General features: G+C 45.1%; 20 protein-coding genes. 8 read left to right on the top strand and 12 right to left on the bottom strand.

Annotation, left to right across the window (positions count from 1 at the left end; all coding sequences use genetic code 11):
* Positions 1 to 4: 4 nt before the first annotated feature.
* From A9957_RS08580 to A9957_RS08595, 4 genes are all read right to left on the bottom strand, one after another.
* Positions 5 to 1,597 carry a glutamate synthase-related protein gene (locus tag A9957_RS08580; protein ID WP_292343906.1) on the bottom strand — a complete coding sequence of 531 codons (1,593 nt, stop codon included), beginning with the start codon at positions 1,595 to 1,597 and terminating at the stop codon, positions 5 to 7.
* Positions 1,598 to 1,824: 227 nt separating this feature from the next.
* The gene (locus A9957_RS08585; RefSeq protein WP_096712356.1) at positions 1,825 to 2,271 is read right to left on the bottom strand and encodes a hypothetical protein; all 447 of its coding nucleotides are present in this window, start codon (positions 2,269 to 2,271) and stop codon (positions 1,825 to 1,827) included.
* 165 nt (positions 2,272 to 2,436) lie between these two features.
* Positions 2,437 to 2,775, bottom strand: coding sequence for a P-II family nitrogen regulator (locus tag A9957_RS08590; protein WP_172425458.1), 339 nt, complete (start codon positions 2,773 to 2,775; stop codon positions 2,437 to 2,439).
* A gap of 10 nt (positions 2,776 to 2,785) precedes the next feature.
* Positions 2,786 to 4,195 (bottom strand): ammonium transporter, encoded by a 1,410-nt coding sequence (locus A9957_RS08595; RefSeq protein WP_096712354.1) that lies wholly within the window; start codon positions 4,193 to 4,195, stop codon positions 2,786 to 2,788.
* 231 nt (positions 4,196 to 4,426) lie between these two features.
* Here A9957_RS08595 and A9957_RS08600 point away from each other — a divergent pair, with 231 nt between their 5' ends.
* Both A9957_RS08600 and A9957_RS08605 read left to right on the top strand, forming a co-directional pair.
* Positions 4,427 to 4,819, top strand: coding sequence for a DUF2178 domain-containing protein (locus tag A9957_RS08600; RefSeq protein WP_128754392.1), 393 nt, complete (start codon positions 4,427 to 4,429; stop codon positions 4,817 to 4,819).
* Between the two features lie 18 nt (positions 4,820 to 4,837).
* Positions 4,838 to 5,032 (top strand): helix-turn-helix transcriptional regulator, encoded by a 195-nt coding sequence (locus A9957_RS08605; RefSeq protein WP_096712352.1) that lies wholly within the window; start codon positions 4,838 to 4,840, stop codon positions 5,030 to 5,032.
* Between the two features lie 16 nt (positions 5,033 to 5,048).
* Here the strand turns inward: A9957_RS08605 and A9957_RS08610 are convergent, their stop codons facing one another.
* From A9957_RS08610 to A9957_RS08620, 3 genes are all read right to left on the bottom strand, one after another.
* Entirely contained in the window at positions 5,049 to 5,186 is a 138-nt protein-coding gene (locus A9957_RS08610) for a hypothetical protein (RefSeq protein WP_164909035.1), read from the bottom strand.
* A gap of 50 nt (positions 5,187 to 5,236) precedes the next feature.
* Entirely contained in the window at positions 5,237 to 5,656 is a 420-nt protein-coding gene (locus tag A9957_RS08615; protein ID WP_292343907.1) for a hypothetical protein, read from the bottom strand.
* A 61-nt stretch (positions 5,657 to 5,717) separates the two neighbouring features.
* Positions 5,718 to 5,936, bottom strand: a complete 219-nt coding sequence (locus A9957_RS08620) for a hypothetical protein (protein WP_292343909.1) — start codon at positions 5,934 to 5,936, stop codon at positions 5,718 to 5,720.
* 110 nt (positions 5,937 to 6,046) lie between these two features.
* On the opposite strand from A9957_RS08620, the gene glnA reads away from it, so the two are divergent.
* From glnA to A9957_RS08635, 3 genes are all read left to right on the top strand, one after another.
* Positions 6,047 to 7,375 (top strand): type I glutamate--ammonia ligase, encoded by a 1,329-nt coding sequence (glnA, locus tag A9957_RS08625; protein ID WP_292343911.1) that lies wholly within the window; start codon positions 6,047 to 6,049, stop codon positions 7,373 to 7,375.
* Positions 7,376 to 7,419: 44 nt separating this feature from the next.
* Positions 7,420 to 8,667 carry a PKD domain-containing protein gene (locus A9957_RS08630; RefSeq protein ID WP_292343913.1) on the top strand — a complete coding sequence of 416 codons (1,248 nt, stop codon included), beginning with the start codon at positions 7,420 to 7,422 and terminating at the stop codon, positions 8,665 to 8,667.
* A gap of 127 nt (positions 8,668 to 8,794) precedes the next feature.
* A complete protein-coding gene (locus A9957_RS08635) occupies positions 8,795 to 9,358 on the top strand; it encodes a hypothetical protein (RefSeq protein ID WP_128754397.1) in 564 nt (187 codons plus the stop codon).
* Here the strand turns inward: A9957_RS08635 and A9957_RS08640 are convergent, their stop codons facing one another.
* The 4 genes from A9957_RS08640 to A9957_RS08655 all read right to left on the bottom strand — a co-directional run bounded on the left by A9957_RS08640 (position 9,359) and on the right by A9957_RS08655 (position 13,313).
* Positions 9,359 to 9,649, bottom strand: a complete 291-nt coding sequence (locus A9957_RS08640; protein WP_096712347.1) for a DUF1894 domain-containing protein — start codon at positions 9,647 to 9,649, stop codon at positions 9,359 to 9,361.
* Complete coding sequence (gene purM, locus A9957_RS08645) at positions 9,646 to 10,644, bottom strand: phosphoribosylformylglycinamidine cyclo-ligase (protein ID WP_105460427.1); 999 nt, start codon at positions 10,642 to 10,644, stop codon at positions 9,646 to 9,648. Before purM ends, A9957_RS08640 begins: the two co-directional genes overlap by 4 nt.
* Before the next feature lie 14 nt (positions 10,645 to 10,658).
* A complete protein-coding gene (locus A9957_RS08650; protein ID WP_105460426.1) occupies positions 10,659 to 12,053 on the bottom strand; it encodes an aspartate kinase in 1,395 nt (464 codons plus the stop codon).
* 69 nt (positions 12,054 to 12,122) lie between these two features.
* Complete coding sequence (locus A9957_RS08655; RefSeq protein ID WP_292343915.1) at positions 12,123 to 13,313, bottom strand: hypothetical protein; 1,191 nt, start codon at positions 13,311 to 13,313, stop codon at positions 12,123 to 12,125.
* A gap of 85 nt (positions 13,314 to 13,398) precedes the next feature.
* On the opposite strand from A9957_RS08655, the gene A9957_RS08660 reads away from it, so the two are divergent.
* The 3 genes from A9957_RS08660 to A9957_RS08670 all read left to right on the top strand — a co-directional run bounded on the left by A9957_RS08660 (position 13,399) and on the right by A9957_RS08670 (position 16,505).
* Positions 13,399 to 14,583: a cofactor-independent phosphoglycerate mutase gene (locus A9957_RS08660; protein ID WP_096712343.1), complete on the top strand. Its 1,185-nt coding sequence runs from the start codon at positions 13,399 to 13,401 to the stop codon at positions 14,581 to 14,583.
* 80 nt (positions 14,584 to 14,663) lie between these two features.
* Positions 14,664 to 15,128, top strand: a complete 465-nt coding sequence (locus A9957_RS08665) for an Hsp20/alpha crystallin family protein (RefSeq protein WP_096712342.1) — start codon at positions 14,664 to 14,666, stop codon at positions 15,126 to 15,128.
* Positions 15,129 to 15,743: 615 nt separating this feature from the next.
* Positions 15,744 to 16,505 (top strand): coenzyme F420-0:L-glutamate ligase, encoded by a 762-nt coding sequence (locus A9957_RS08670; RefSeq protein ID WP_164909036.1) that lies wholly within the window; start codon positions 15,744 to 15,746, stop codon positions 16,503 to 16,505.
* Here the strand turns inward: A9957_RS08670 and A9957_RS08675 are convergent.
* Positions 16,482 to 16,952: a cytidine/deoxycytidylate deaminase family protein gene (locus A9957_RS08675; protein WP_096712340.1), complete on the bottom strand. Its 471-nt coding sequence runs from the start codon at positions 16,950 to 16,952 to the stop codon at positions 16,482 to 16,484. The two genes, A9957_RS08670 and A9957_RS08675, sit on opposite strands and share 24 nt — an antisense overlap.
* Between the last annotated feature and the right edge of the window lie 40 nt (positions 16,953 to 16,992).

Raw genomic sequence — 16,992 nt, forward strand, 5'->3', positions numbered from 1 at the left:
ACCCTTATTCGTCCAGAATCTGTTCTGCTACGTCTCTGTAGGCATTCATGACATAATCGATGCCTGAGACTTCTGCGGCTTCTTCTGTAAGAGCCATTACGTCTTTGCGGGACAGCGTGTTGATGTTAAATCTACGTGAACCGGCCATGAGCTGCTGCAGACCGACTTTGAGTTTTTCTCCGTAGGAGTAGATACCCATTGCACCGAGTGGGATGTCCTTGATATCTTCACCATAGCGTTCTTCCAGGTCTTCATAGTGGACAAAGATTTCCTCTGGACGGTGGCCGAATTCGGAGACGGTTTTTGGCAGGTTATCTTCATCGAGCCATTTGCCGATGTTCTTACCGACCATTCCTGGTATCATGAGACCACGGCCCATGCATACTGCCTTGAAGTATGGGGAACCCATTGCAAGTGCTTTGTAGATGCCATCTTCACTGGAGAATCCACCGGCCATTGCAAGGTCGGGTACTCTTTCGCCTTTGTTGTTGAGTTTTTCTGCGAACTCATATACAAGGGACTGGAGATAGAATGTCGGGATACCCCATTCTTCCATCATTGGCCAGGGGCTCATACCTGTACCACCTGGTGCACCATCGAAGGTGAGCAGGTCGATCTTTGCTTCGGAAGAGTATTTGAGTGCCATTGCGGCTTCAACCATGGAGTAGGCACCGGTCTTTAAGGTGATACGGTCATAGCCGATGGACCTGAGACGGTCAACTTCTTCGAGGAAGCCTTCCTTGTCAACAAAACCAAGTCTTGAGTGGCGTTCGAATTCCCTGATTGCACCGACCTTGTAAGCTTCCTGGACGGCTGCATTTTCGGGGTCAGGGGTTACGATGTAGCCACGTCTTTTGAGTTCAAGTGCACGGTCAAGGTCACGGACCTTTATTTCTCCACCGATACATTTGGCTCCCTGTCCCCATTTGAGTTCAAGGGTGTCCATTTCGTGTTTGCTGGAGATGTATTCTGCAACACCGAGTTTGGTGTCTTCTACGTTCATCTGGACAAGCATTTCACCGTAGCCTTCGTGGAACTTGTTGTAGGCTGCGATCCTTCTGTCCATTTCCGGTGACTCGGTGACCAGACCGTTGTTGTCACGTTTGAGTTCCGGGTCGATTCCGCACACGTTTTCACCACATACAAGGGTGATTCCGGTGATTGCTGCACCAACGGCGAACTCGTTCCAGTTTTTCCTTGCGATGTCGGTGGAACCGAGGGCACCGGTGAATGCGGGCAGCCTCATTTTTACTTTTTTGTTCCATCCGTATTCGGTTTCGGTGTCTACGTTGGGGAACCTTGCGGTTTCGGGGCTGGCTTCCATTCCCTCAGGGAGACCAACTGCACCCACTGCATATCCCTGTATGTTAAGGTGAGAATAGTCTACAGGATATTCCTTGTCTGCACCGGCAGTTATTTCTCCGAAAGGCCCTGGATAAAGGACTTCACGTCCCCTGAATGATGATTTGAATATTTCACAGTTACCACGGCATCCATCTACACAGCGTGTGCAGATTCCGGACATCGGGGCAACACTTTTGGACCTGTTGAAAGTCCTTGTTGCTTCATTTGCATTTGGTTGTCTAAGATTGCCCATCTTTAATTACTCCTTAATGTATGAATGTGACTTTTGTCACTAATAACTAATCGTTTACCGTATCGGTTCTATTTATAGTTTGCTCAGGGTCAGAGCTTGCCATAAAGTACCCTACGTTGTAGTCAAATAACCTATTTCCTGATCAAAACACCAACTCGGAAAATGTCTTTTGGGCTCTGTAGAAATAACAATTTATAAAAAAGTAATAGGGACCCTGCAGGTAGCATTTAAATATGTAGGATGCCCAGGTCCAGGACAAGAGATAAAACGATTGCAAGCACGGAAAATACCGAGATAATCAGATAGTTTGAACTTTCTTTGGAAACCGAGAGGCTCCAGAGCAGATAATTAAGCCCTTCAATATCTTTTTCCGAGAGATTTTGCTGGTTTTGGACCTTTTTTAGCAGTTCAAGGTCATTGATTACACTGAACCTGCGCTTTGCTATATGGTATCTGTGCATGAAAAACCAAAGGTATCCTGCAACTCCGAGATACCAGATCACTTTTGCATAGAATGCGCTGTAGTGGTCGGCTATTATTATAACCCTGAGGAGAATTGCGGATACGAGTCCTACCCAAAAATAGAGTTTGATAACGGACATGCCATATCCCCGAGGGACCTCGAAGTGTACATTTTTGGGGTTGAGTTTTGATAATAATTCGGATTCTGACATTATGGATACCTACTAATAGTGGAGTTGTTTCAAATAAATGTTAGAATCTCTAAAATATTCTAACTCGTCTTACATATTCTGGTACAGTTCAACTGATATGATCTGTTTTCTTATTTTTTAGCCTCTTTGGAACTTCAAAAAAAGAAAAATGAGAAAGGGATGCCTTCAGAGTGCATCCCCGTCTTTTTCCCCGGTACGGATCCTGACCACGGATTTTACCGGGTATATGAAGATTTTTCCGTCCCCGATTTCTCCGGTGGAAGCTGTTTTCCGGATAAGCTCGACAACTTCATCGATTTCATCTTCAGACAGCACGATCTCTATTTTGGTCTTGGGAAGGAGGTCTACACAGTATTTCCTTCCTCTCCACTGCTGCACCATCCCTTTTTGCTGCCCTCTTCCTTTAACCTCGGTCACAGTGAGGCTTGCAAATCCTGCTTCCTCAAGAGAATCTTTTACTTCATGTAATTTAGTGGGTTTTATGATTGCTTCTACCTTGTACATTCCAATCACCTCAGTCCTCTATTAACTGGTGTTCAGGGTATGCCCTAATGTCGTGTTCGGCGATATCCAGGCCCATGATTTCTATCTCCTCAGGAACCCGCAGTCCGATAACCAAGTCAATTATCTTGAAGATTACATATGATACCCCCAGGCCCCATACGATGCTCAGGATTACTCCTGTTGCCTGGATTGCAAGTAACCCGACACCGCCTCCGTAGAGCAATCCCGGAACTTCAGCTGCATAGGCTGCATCTGCAAGGATCCCGTTTCCTATCCCTATTGAGAAGAGTCCTACTGAGAGCAGGCCCCAGCTTCCGCAGTACCCGTGCACTGCGATGGCACCTACAGGGTCGTCTACTTTGAGGACATTTTCGTTGAACATGACCCCTGCGTAGATAATAATTCCTGCAATAATTCCGATCACGATAGATGCTCCGTTGGAGACAGATCCACAGGGAGCGGTAATTGCAACAAGCCCTCCCAGAAGTCCGTTTGCGGTAAGGGACGGGTCAGGCTTTCCGGTTTTCATCCAGGTGATCAACATTACCATGACCGCTCCGGCGGCGGCTGAAAGGAAGGTGTTGACAACAACGAGATTCATGTAAGGGTCGTTTCCGTCAAGTGTACTTCCTCCGTTGAATCCTATCCAGCCAAGGGCAAGGATCAAAGTCCCCATGAAAGCGTAGGTCAGGTTGTGACCCGGAATAGCAAGGGGTTTTCCGTTCCTGAACTTGCCAATCCTTGCTCCGACAAGGAGCACTCCAGCCAGAGCAGCGTATCCGCCAATGGAGTGTACTACCCCTGATCCGGCAAAGTCGTGGTGTGCAACCCCGATAGCCTTTACGATCGGGCTTTCAGCCCCGGTCAGGAGTGCTGCATCAGCTCCGCTCCAGACCCAGTGTCCGTATACGGGGTATATAATGGCGACCATCAGAATACAATAGACCAGATAAGCCTTAAAACCGGTCCTCTCAGCCATTGCTCCTGATACAATCGTTGCTCCGGTCGCTGCAAAGACCATCTGGAAGAACCAGCCGTTGAAAGTCGCATTATCGACCCCCATAAGGAGGAACTGGTCAGTCCCTATCAGGCCTGCGGCATCAGCACCGTACATAACTCCCCAACCCACAGCCCAGTAGACCAAAATGCCGAGGGTAATGGTCATGAAGTTTTTCATGAGGATGTTTGCCGTGTTCTTACTTCTGGTAAGTCCGATTTCTACCAATGAGAACCCGGTATGCATGAAGAATACAAGGGCACTTGCTACCAGTAGCCAGACAAAAGTAAGTGCTGTCTGCACGTCATTGATTGCCTGCGCATTTTCTTCTGCCGTAACAGCTGCTCCTGGTGATGACAATGCAATAAGTATCACACAGGTTAGTATCATTAATTTTCCAAACTTTTCCATATTTTTTAACATACTTCTCATTCACCTCTCTATTAGGAAACCGGTAACTGACTGTAGACTTCATATTATATAAGTTTTACTAGTAAAAGGGTTGCCTAATATGGTCGATCGAGTAATGTGTTCAATTTGATCATGAACGGTTCACATTTCGCTCAAAATATACATGACAATATGTAGCAATAACATGCCTTTATGAAAAGTTATATGTACAAAATGTAATGTATACTTCACATAGCGAGTTATATGCAAGTCAAAGAAACAGATATGTTAATTGTTGGATTCATATTGTTCCTGATAGGTTCAGGTATTCACATTTTTGAGCCGGACCGGATCATAAATCCGAGCGGGGCAGGTGGGGCTTTCATAGGTGCGGGAGTTGCATTATTCCTGGTCACTCTTCGTGAAATCCGCCTCAAAAACAAGGGAAACGTAGTTGAAGATGAAAGAATCCTTCATATTGCTGAGAAAGCCAGCCATAAAACCCTGGTCATACTCATTATCCTCGAAGGTACACTGATGGCATTGCTGGGGGTTACAGCATTCGATATCCAGGCCTATCCTGTTGTGTCCCTGTTGTTTGCTATAACAATGCTATCCTATGCGGGATTTTACCACTGGTACAAAAGACAAATGTAATTTTAGGATGGATGTTGAATGAAAAATACCCTAAAGGTCTGGAGAGCAAAGAAGGATATTACTCAGGAACACCTTGCCAGGGAAATGGAGGTGACAAGGCAAACCATCAATGCCATAGAACGAGGCAAGTACGATCCAAGCATAAAACTGGCGTTCAAGATGGCACGATTCTTCGAATGTTCAATTGAAGATATCTTTCTTTACGAAGAATGATGTTAATATCAATCTCTTAACATTTACATTTTTCAGGTTTTTCCATATTACTTAACATTCCATTAATTCCCATGTCACTGATTTTTTCTTTTTGGTATGCCATTTTCACATGGAACTTTAACCTGACATTTGTCACATCCATATCCGGGTCCATATTTTTAGCGATATTATCTATAATTTAGAGCAACGTGTATAGTCTTTCCTTCAAAAGTGATCGCTTTTGGGGGGGCAATTAGAGATACAGGCTCCGCACATGGAACAATAATCATAAATTCCCTGATAGTCCCTTTTTGTAGGCTCATGTTCCATGTTCGTGATAAGGCTTGTAAAAGTCCCTGCTACTCCTTTCTTAGTAATCAGAGTTTTCGATAAACCAAAGGTGCCCAATCCAGCAACATAAGCTACGTGTCTTTGTGACCAATTACTTCCAAAGTCACTGTTATCAAGGGATCTATTGATATCAAGCCAGATGTCTATTATCTCTTCAAAACAATCCTCAATACCAGGCGCAACGCACAAATACCCCTTCTGTGTAAGAATCTCTTTAATATACCGGGAAAGTTCATCGATAGCCTTTTTGCCTTCACGCCTAACATGCAGCCATTCTTTTGATGGCTCCCTCATATTACGACTATTGCCTGGTTTTACCTGTTTTGAATATGGCTAAAAAATCGATATGCCAGTCTTAGCATCTTCCAAGCCACTCTTGAGGTGGAATAAAACGACCGTGTGTTATCTTCTCGTCGGTTTTGAATTTTTCAAATAACTCATCGTTTGCACTGGCATATCCAATAACAGGTTTTTCAAATAATTTCAGTCCTACTACCGATTCATCTGTGGCCTCTTTCTTAGATACATGGTTTATTCCCGGATCCAGAATAAAATCCTCTACGATTTTTATCAAGGTTATCTCAATCTCTCCTGTATCATTCTCCCAAACCAAAAACATGATATACAATATTAATCCTAAAAAACACATTCATATAGTTCGTACAAAGCTATTAAGGCGATTTAATGAACATTAAGAGCAAGGAAGACGTATACAACGCGATAGAGAACAATAATGTCAAATTCATCCGACTACAATTCACCGATATTCAGGGAATAGTCAAAGATGTGGAAATTCCTGTCACGCAGGTTAAAAAAGCCCTGACAACAGGTATTTCATTTGACGGTTCATCAATCGAAGGATTTGTGAGAATAGACGAATCCGATATGGTACTGAGACCTGATGTGCGGTCTTTTGCCCTGCTCCCCTGGGACCAGGGAAAGGGAGTGGTAGCCCGTATGGTTTGTGATATCTGCAAACCGGATGGCTCTCCTTTTGAAGGAGATCCCAGGTATGTCCTGCGCAGGGTCCTGAAGGAGGCCCATGATATGGGATTTTCTTTCAATGTAGGTCCTGAACTGGAATTTTTCCTTTTCCAGATTGAAAACGGCAAGGCAACCACCAAACCCCATGATTTCGGACGCTATTTTGAATTTGCACCTGCAGACCTTGCAGAGGATATACGCAGGCAGATTGTTCTCGGTTTGATCGATCTGGGCTTTAATATCGAGGCCGCTCATCACGAAGTTGCTTTCGGACAACATGAGATAGATTTCAAGTATGACGATGCTCTCTCAACCGCTGACAATGTGGTAACCTTCAGGTATGTAACCCGTACGATTGCCAAACTCAACGGTCTGCATGCCACTTTCATGCCCAAACCCCTTACTTCGGAAAACGGTTCGGGAATGCATGTCAATCTTTCTCTTTCCAAAGATGGCAAGAATGCTTTCTATGATCAGCAGGATGAGGAAGAAGTGGACCAGATGGCTTATCATTTCATTGGCGGGGTCTTGGAACACATCAAAGGTATCACTGCAATTTCCAATCCATTGATCAATTCATATAAACGTCTGGTGCCGGGTTATGAAGCACCGGTGTACATTACCTGGTCCGGCCCGAACCGCAGTTCCCTTGTCAGGATTCCTGCCGCCAGAGGCCAGAGCACCCGTGTGGAACTGAGAAGTCCCGATCCGTCCTGCAACCCCTATATTACTTTTGCAGCGATTCTGGCTGCCGGATTGAAAGGTATAAAAGAGAAGATTGACCCGGGTGAAGGCACCGATGTGAATATTTATGATCTCACTCCCAAGGGTCTTGCTGACAGGAATATCGAAACCCTGCCTCCAACCCTGCTGGATGCAGCCAATCATCTGGCAAAGGATGATTTCCTCAGGGATGCGTTGGGTGCGCATGTGCATGAGAACCTGCTGCGGATTGCCTATGCCGAGTGGGATGCCTACAAATTACAGGTGCATGACTGGGAAACCAAACGGTATCTCAATGCAGTATAATATATAAGATAAATTAATATATTCATGATATCATAAAGCGTATCATGACAAAACGGCTGCAGGATTTTGCCAAAAAAGATGATGCGGTCATCGAGGTTTTCAGTGAAATACTGCTGACCGGCATCATCGTTCTTGCAATCGCGGCAGTCGCTGCTTTTGTTTTATCTTCTCTTGATGGACCCGATAACGTCAGGGTGGACATCGACCATTGGGCCGATAAGGATTCCGACACCCTCTATTTTCGCCACAGTGGAGGCGAAACTGTTGATGTGGAAGACCTTGAACTTGTGGTCAATGTCAATGGTTCCTATGAAACCCTGACTTCAGAGCAGATCCGGGCCAATTACGATTCGGACGAATGGGCTCTGGGGGATGTAATAGAGATTAATACTTCTACACAGTTCAATTACGACATCACCGATGACAGGGTGCCTACCAAACTGGTCCATACCGCTTCCAGTCTGGTAATCTATGATGCCTATGGGTCCATAGGGGACAGTGGAGCTGGTGGCGGCGGCAGTGGTCCACAGAACCAACCACCAGTAGCAAGTTTTTCCTATTCTCCTTCATCTCCTGTAGTGGATCAGGACATTACGTTTGATGCAAGTAATTCCTCTGATTCAGATGGTTCAATCACTGATTATGTGTGGGATTGGACAAATGATGGTTCTTATGATGCAACAGGTGTTAGTGCAACTCATTCATATTCAAGTCCCGGCTCTTATGATGTTAAACTCAGGGTTACTGATGATGAGGGTAATACAAACAGTACCATGAAAACTGTCAATGTGGCAGGATTCTTGCGATATAACGATGATGCAATAGCAGATGATGGACCAGACAACCCTTCACCCGACAAGGCTGGTGGTGTTTATTTCTCCATACAAAACCTATATGGCAGCACTGTGACAATAGACAGCATAAAGATAAATCCTGCGAATGATGATATTGTTTATCTTAGTGATGATATCGCTCCGAATGACAATAAGAAATATGTAGAGGTTTATGCAGAGAGTGATATTGACGGCTATTCCGAGTTTTATAGTGGAATAGAGATTCCTACTGGAGGCTTGGAAGTTGCAATAGGTCAAGATGGTGATGAAACTAATGGGGTAAGTCCACAGGTAAATAGCAATAATGTAATGACATTCTATGTCTATGAATTTTATGAACCTACTGGGGGATCTGGTAAAATTAAAAATATAAATATGCAGGGTGAAGATGTAGAAATAACAATCAATTACACCGTTGAGAGTGATCAAAAAAGTAAAACCTTTACGATTACTCCATAATAATTATTTCATCTACAGTGGTCAACCTGATCTATAAATAAGTTTCTTTGATTATTCATGAAATATTTGTTTTAGATATTATACATCACCCGCCACAATTATAATACCTGCTTGACAATTCCCAGTCATGACCGACGTAATGCTGCTCTGGGATACTCCCCTCCTTTTTGAAAAACTGTTCAAGGAACACGGCTATGAATGCCTGCGGGTGGACGGCAATTCGCTGGGCACTCCTTTTTTACCCTCGTCAAAATGCCTGATGGTGCCCACCGGTTTTGCCAATCCGGCCTATACGAAAGTGCAGAAAGGTATTGAGAACAAAGGCGACAAGATAGCCGATTTTGTGAAAAGGGGCGGTGTGCTTGTGGTATTCGGGGCCTGTATGCCGGAATATGAATATGAATGGCTGCCCTTTGAACTGTCCTATGTGGAAGAGCACATGCAATCCCCGCTGGAGGTTGTGGATGATTCTATGCCCTGTATTATTGGAGAACCTCAGGAGCCGGTGGAATGCGATGGTTACTTCTCACGGGCCGATGGGGAAGTGATTCTTAAAGATGAGCAGGGCCGGGCTGTGATGGTGAAAAAAGAGTTCGGTGAGGGTTTGATCATTGCCACGACTGTCCATGAATTCCCTTCTGCGGATTTCCTGGGATGTGCGGTGGATCAGGGCAAGAATACCAGATTGTAATTACTGGTAATTTCCCTGCCTCAATTTTTCAATTTCTTCCTGTGCATCATCCAGTTTGAGGACGAACAGTCCCTTGCAGGGTTTGACGTACTGGAAATAAATAGAATTGCCCTTGACGCCTATGGGTATGGTCTTGCCGCCTTTAAGCATAACTCCGGCCAGGCTATAGCCACCCGGCACGTGGTAGACCTCGTCACAGTTCTCACGAATGAATTCCTCACTTTTCTTGACGGATGCGCCCTTTAGCAGGATCTCATAGGGAAGGTCACTGATACATGCCATGTTGATCATTCAATAATAAGGTCTTTTACACGGATATCTTTTTCCGTAATCCTGCCCACAATTTTCCCGTTGACTATTTCTGCAACGTTTTTAGCCTCATGTGGCGGGACAATAAGCAGAAAGCCCATCCCCATATTGAAGGTGCGGTACATCTCCAGTTCCTCGACATTGCCCTTTTTCTGGAGGAAACGGAAGATCTCGGGTGGCTCGATAGGGTCTGTGAAATCAAATCCCAGTTCGCTTACCCTGCGCAACTTCAGCAGGCCGCTGCCGGTAATGTGTGCCAGGCCGTGTACCTCGCACTTATGGATTGCATCGAGCACTTCCATGTATATCCGTGTGGGGGTTAGCAGTTCCTCGCCGATGGTGCGGGAGCTATCATAGGGCAGGGGGTCATGATAGGAATAATCGGAATTCCCAATGATCTTCCTGACAAGGGTATAGCCGTTGCTGTGGACCCCGCTACTGGGAACACCCACAAGCACGTCACCCTCTGTTACTTTCTCCCCGGTAATGATGGCATCCTTGTCCACCATTCCCAGACATGTACCTGCCAGGTCAAATCCTTTGATTATCTCGGGAAGAGTTGCGGTCTCCCCGCCTACAATGGACATTCTGGAAATCTCGGCACCTTTTGCAAGCCCTTCGCCGATCTGCCGTGCGAATTCGTCGGAATGTTTCTCGATTGCCAGGTAATCCACAAAACTGACAGGTTCGGCGCCAATGGCAATCAGGTCATTGACATTCATGGCAATACAGTCAATCCCCACGGTGTCCCATTTTTTCATCTCATTTGCAATCAGCACCTTGGAGCCCACGCCATCGGTGGCCATTGCAAGCGCAAAATCTCCAAAATCCATCAGGCCGGCATAATGCCCAATACATGTCATTGGGGCTCCCAACCCTTCCCTGCTGTAGGTCATGCCTCCTGTGAGATTGCCTATGGTGGATTCTTCCTGATGAATGTCAACTCCTGAATCAGCGTAGGTAAGTTTTTTGTCCATTTTATCCCTCTGTTTTAATTTCCAAGTTCAAACTCATGGTTTAACAGGCGTACTGCCTCTTCAGCTTCATCGGAGCTGACAACGAATGAAATGTTGTGCTGGGAAGAACCCTGACTGATCATGATAACATTTATTTTTTCCCTGCCCAGTGTGCTGAATACCCTGCCTGCCACACCGGGGATGCCATCCATACCGGCACCGACAACCGCTACCACACAGATATCCCTATCGCAGGCCACTTCTCCTATTACATCCCGGTTCATCTCGGATTTCAGGGCAACTACAGCATCTTCCAGATGAGCCTCATCCACAACGAATGACATGTTTGCTTCCGAGGAACTCTGACTTATCATTATAATGTTCACTCCAGCATTGGCAAGTGTGGAAAATACCCTGGCGGCTGTACCGATTGCACCCACCATACCGGCCCCAGAGATGTTTATTGCGGCTACCGATCGTATCAAGGTCACGGCTTTTACTACATCCTTGCGCAGTCGCTGGTCTGAAACAATCAATGTTCCTTCAAAATCAGGATCAAATGTATTTTTCACCCGTACGGGTATTCCATGCTTGATTGCAGGTTCAATTGTACGGGGATGAAGTACCTTTGCGCCGAAATAGGATAGTTCCATTGCTTCAATATAGGATATCTGGGGTATCGGACGTGCATCAGGGACAATCCGGGGATCACTGGTCATTATGCCGTGAACTTCTTTCCATAACCAGATCTCGTCAGCCTCTATAGCAGCCCCTATAATCGAAGCAGTGAAATCAGATCCACTGCGTCCCAGGGTGGTAATGATTCCTTCTTCATTCTCTGCGATAAAACCGGTAACTATAGGAACATATGCTGCAACGACCCTTTTCAGGATGTTGCCAACATTTTCATAGGTTTTCTCGAAAGGTCTGGCACAACCATATTCACTATTGGTTACAATGCCTGCCTCTCCACCGGTAAATGAATTGGAATTAATTCCCTTACTTTGCACAGCTCCGCTAACAACAGGAGCTGCAAGACGTTCCCCATAGGAGGATATGTAATCTATGGAACGCGGGGAGAGTTCCCCCAGATAGCAGATGCCGATGAGTGCTTTTTCGAGTTCATCGATAAGAGCATCGATCGTGCGGATTGTTTCATCGGCAATGCTGGCATCATCGATGGCAATCTCAATTGCATCGTAGTGTTTTTTGGCAAGGTCTGCCATAAATTCCTTTACCCGGGAAATCTTGCCTTTATGGGATGCATCAATACCTATTTCCATCAGCCCGTCGGTGACTCCACCAAGGGCCGAGGTCACTGCCACGATTTCGTGTCCCTGTCCCCTGTAGTCTTTCAGTAATTCTGCGACATGGCGGATCTTTTCCCCGTTCTCGATGGATGTCCCGCCGAATTTCATTACATATCTCATATTAGTATCACGTTATTGATGATTTGTAAAATTCTGGCTGTTATAGGGAAGAAGCGCATATAAATATTGTCACCTCCTCCTGCAACACATCCATGCTCCCAGAAGTATGAATATAGCAAAAAATGCGCCAGGTGCAGGAGTTTTTTCCAGGGTATTGGCAGTTTCATAGATCTTGTCCACGGCCTCTGATGCACTTGAAGTCACATTTTCTGCCCTTTCAATGATATCTGCGGCATCATTTTCCAGGCTTCCTTCTTTTGCTATGTCCCCCACAATCAACAGCGCAGACTCGGTTCCCACCATTCCTTCGGATGTTATTGCTTTTGCCTCGATATTGTACTCCCCGGTGCTTAATCTGTCGGTAACTGCGTCGTAGGTATCTTCATATACTTCTTTTCTCTGGTCAATGAGATTTCCATCTACATAGATCTCGACTTTGTCTGCATAACCATCAAGGGTGTAACTTATGATGGCTTTTTCATTTGCCGGACTTTTTTCAGGGACTTCTATTTTGATTTCCAGTCCTTCCCCCATTACCTTATCGGTTTTTTGAATAACTTTTTTTAGGATTACATGATCCGAATCCGTAGTTTCAAATATTGTATCAATTTCTCCCATAAAAATAGTCCTCAGACGATCTCCATTTTTGCGTGTATAGGCAAAAACATCCCCCTCACCAAGGTCTTCTGTCATTTTTACAATGTTGCCGTTTTTACGAAGTGTGATAGTTACGGTTTTATCGTCAAGATCTGTTGCCTTGATGGTGTAATCTTCTTTAAGTTCTGTTTCTTTTCCGATAATCATGGACAACGACTTGTTCGACTTATCTGATTTTTCCGATATCAAATAGTCATCAGGAGCAATTTCTGGATCGATATACTGTTTGATTATGATCTCGGAATATGTTTCGCCGTCCTTTTCTTCAGTATCCTGCAGGCTGACATTGAATATCAGGTAGTCAGTTTCTTCATCATCCTCATCTTCTATTGTCTTCAGATATCTGAAAGGCTTATTTTCTTTGACAATTCCCTGTTCTACCTTTTTCTCATCAACGTAAACTTCTATGAGCAAATCTCCATTTTCACTGTTTATATCAATTACATTGATGGAATAACCCTGATCCAGTACGATGCTGTCTCCTGCTCCCACCGTGATTTCAGCATGCTGGATTTGTTCCTCTATTTCTTCTGCAGCACTGGCAAAACCACAGAAGATTATGAATACACAAATGACGGCAGTTGCAAAACGTATATATTTCATTAGTCCTCACCCTTGTATGATTATATTTTTAATTGTCTTATGAATAATTGGCAGTTTTGTATTTAAAAAGATGGCAGGTGTTTGTATGAAACATATTGTATTAATCGGTGACGGAATGGCAGATTATCCTATTAGGGAACTGGGAGACAAAACTGTATTAGAAGCTGCGGATATTCCCAACATGGACCGTATGGCACTGGAGGGAATAAACGGGCTGGCTACCAATGTTCCGGATGGGATGCCCGCAGGTAGTGATGTGGCTAATATGTCCATTCTGGGTTATGATCCTGCCAAACATTATTCGGGACGTGCTCCCTTGGAAGCAGCAAGTATGGGAATTGAGCTGGATAAAAATGATGTTGCTTTTCGTTGTAACCTGATAACAATTGAAAATGGTAATATACTGGATCACAGTGGCGGTCATATTTCCACCGAAGAAGCAAGTCAACTCATGCAGGCAATTGAGGATGAACTGGGTGGAGATGTCCATTTTTATCCGGGGATCAGCTATCGCCATCTTATGGTTGCCCAATTTGGTGTGGAGGCTATCTGTACTCCTCCTCATGATGTGATTGAGAACCCGGCCTCAAATCACATGCCAATGAGGGATTCAGCAGAAAAACTGGAAGAATTGATAAGGGCATCCTGGGATATTCTTTCCGAGCATCCTGTTAATAAAAAACGCATTGAAGAGGGAAAGAGACCTGCCAATTCCATATGGTTCTGGGGTCAGGGCTATGCTCCTTCGATGCCTTCTTTTGAAGAAATGTACGGACTAAAAGCAGCTGTAATATCTGCAGTGGATCTTATCAAGGGTCTGGGTATCTGTGGAGGAATGGACGTGATTGAAGTTCCCGGAGCTACCGGATATCTTGATACAAATTATGTAGGTAAGGCAGAATATGCTCTTGAATCCCTGAAAGATCATGACATTGTTTTTGTCCATGTGGAAGCTCCGGATGAAGCGGGACATATGGGTAGTCTGGAGGCCAAGATACAGGCAGTCGAGGATTTTGATTCCAAAGTTGTGGGTACCATCCTTGAAGGAATAGATAAAATGTCTGAAGAGTGTAACGTACTTGTCCTTCCTGACCACCCTACACCAATTGTAGTTAGGACTCATACGCCCGATCCTGTACCCTTTGTGATTTATCCATCTTTCAATAAGGATGCTGATATTGTCAAAACCTACTCAGAAGATGCAGCAGCAGATGGTATTCTTTCAACTGTCAGGGGTTGTGACTTGATACATACCATGCTATCCCTTTGAGCAACCGCAATCTTCTTATAGAAGTACATGCACATATTATGTCTGTTATTTCAAAACAGGAATAACAGGAGTGGTATAATATGAAAAGAGGATTAATACGCAGGGAAAATTCACCTTCAGTAAGCAGATGGGATCCATTCGATGAGATAAAACAGACGCAGGATTACCTAAACGACCTTTTCAGGGAATTCTTACCTTCGGTACAGTGGAAAGGGGGCGAAACTCTGGCTCCCCTTGTGGATGTTCAGGAAAAGGATGATTCAGTAGTTGTCACCACAGATCTTCCTGGAGTCGATAAGAAGGATGTGGACATCAGTGTATCCGAGGGCATGATTGAGATCAGTGCAACGTGCAAGAAGGAAGAAGAGAAGGAGGAAGAAGGTTATTTCCAGAAAGAGCGCAGTTATTCAAGTTTCTCCAGGGCTGTCTCTTTGCCGGCTTCTGTGACTGAGGAAGGCGCCACGGCCAAACTTGAGGAAGGGGTGCTGACAGTCACATTACCAAAAACCAAAGAAGCTGAAAAGCCGAAGATCCCAATCGAATAAATTAGCTAAATGTGATATTACCTCTCTGCAGGTTGCAGGGAGGTTTCATTTTTTGCGGCATCAGCTAAGTTCTGTCCTCATACTTTGCTCAGTGGGGGTAACTCTCATCATCGCCGCAGGTCAATATATAGGGCTAGTATTATTTGTCAACTACCCACGACTAAAGTAGAGGGCTTGCAGGTAAATCATCATGTTAACAAGTAACATTCATTTCGCATATGACTGGTTGACACTGCCCGGACAACGGGTTAGACTTTCTTACGAAAGTGGCAGCCTACTCAATCGAGACGCTTCAAATGTCGTTTCCACGGGGTTGTTACCAACCACCTTGCCCGAAAGAGCAATGTGTTCAAACTGTTACCCTGAACTTCAACCGTTTACTTCCTGTCGGATTGTGCCTTTCCCACAAGGGGTATCAGGACAGTTTGTTCCTCAACATAATATAGGGGCTGATAGTATTTATTTCATTTCATATTTAAAAACAATAAAAAGTATAAGAGGTGAAAAGGGCGGCGAGGGTACGTTTCCTCCCACGACTAAAGTCATGGGTTTCCACGACCCTCTGCACTCCCGACGTTCATGAGCTGCTGTATTTTTCTGTGGAGTTGAAAAAAGGTGAGGATGGAAGCCTTTACTGTTGATGATATACCCCTTGTAAAACCCGGTGACGACATTGCGGCTATGATATGTGAGCGTGCCGCTCTGGAAGATGGCGATGTGCTGGTTATTGCTTCTACCATCATTGCAAAAGCCGAAAATGAACTGTTTTCCCTTGACGACATTACGCCCTCTGATCGGGCAATCGGGATTGGCAAAAAGGACGATAAAGACCCACGGCTTGTAGAGGCGGTACTGGACAGGTGCAGTGAGTGTTTTGTCGAATCTCCTGTAATGCTTGTGCAATCCGACAGGGCACATGTATGTATCAATGCGGGAGTGGATGATTCCAATGTCGAGAACGATTTACTTGCCGATCTCCCCCGGGATGCGGATGCCAGTGCCAGAAGTATAGGAGAGAGAGTTGAAGAGATTACAGGTTGCAGGGTTGCTGTTGTGGTAACTGACACCAATGGCAGGGCTTTCAGACTGGGTCAGACAGGTGTTGCAATAGGGCTGTATCATGCTACACCCATTTATTACTGGAGAGGTACAAAGGACCTTTTCGGTTATGAAATGCAGATCAGTGAGGAGGCGGTTGCCGATGAAGTGGCAGCTGCTGCAAACCTGCTGATGGGAGAAGGGAGTGGAGGTAATCCGGTAGTTGTTGTACGGGGCATACCCCTGTTTACCGAGGAAAAAACATCTGCCCGCCAGCTTTACCGGCCGGACAACATGGATATTATAAAGAAGGCCTTACGCATCTTCCAGGAGTCTTGATACTGGCAGGTTTATTATCTCCACTCCTGCATCATTAAAGAAATCCAGGGCATCAGTATCCGGATATGATGTCAGGTAAACCACCCGTTTTATCCGGGCATTGATTATCATTTTGGTACACAGGATGCAGGGTTGGTGTGTACAGTAGAGGGTTGCCCCTTCGATTCCAGCTCCGTGCAGTGCTGCCTGGATTATGGCATTCTGTTCGGCATGCACTGCCCGGCATTTCTCATGACGTGTTCCTGATTCGATATTGTTTTTTTGCCGGATACATCCGATATCCAGGCAGTGTTCCATATTACTTGGGGCTCCGTTGTAACCTGTGGAAAGGATTTGTTTATCCCGCACGATAACCGCTCCCACCCGGTTGCGAAGGCATGTGGATCTTTTGGCTATTACGGTAGCGATCTCAAGAAAATATTCGTCAACAGATGGTCTGTATGGCATGCCTGTAAAATGGGTTGTCGGCAGTATATATTAGTTATGT

Source organism: Methanohalophilus sp. DAL1 (genome assembly GCF_001683555.1).
Lineage (GTDB): Archaea > Halobacteriota > Methanosarcinia > Methanosarcinales > Methanosarcinaceae > Methanohalophilus > Methanohalophilus euhalobius.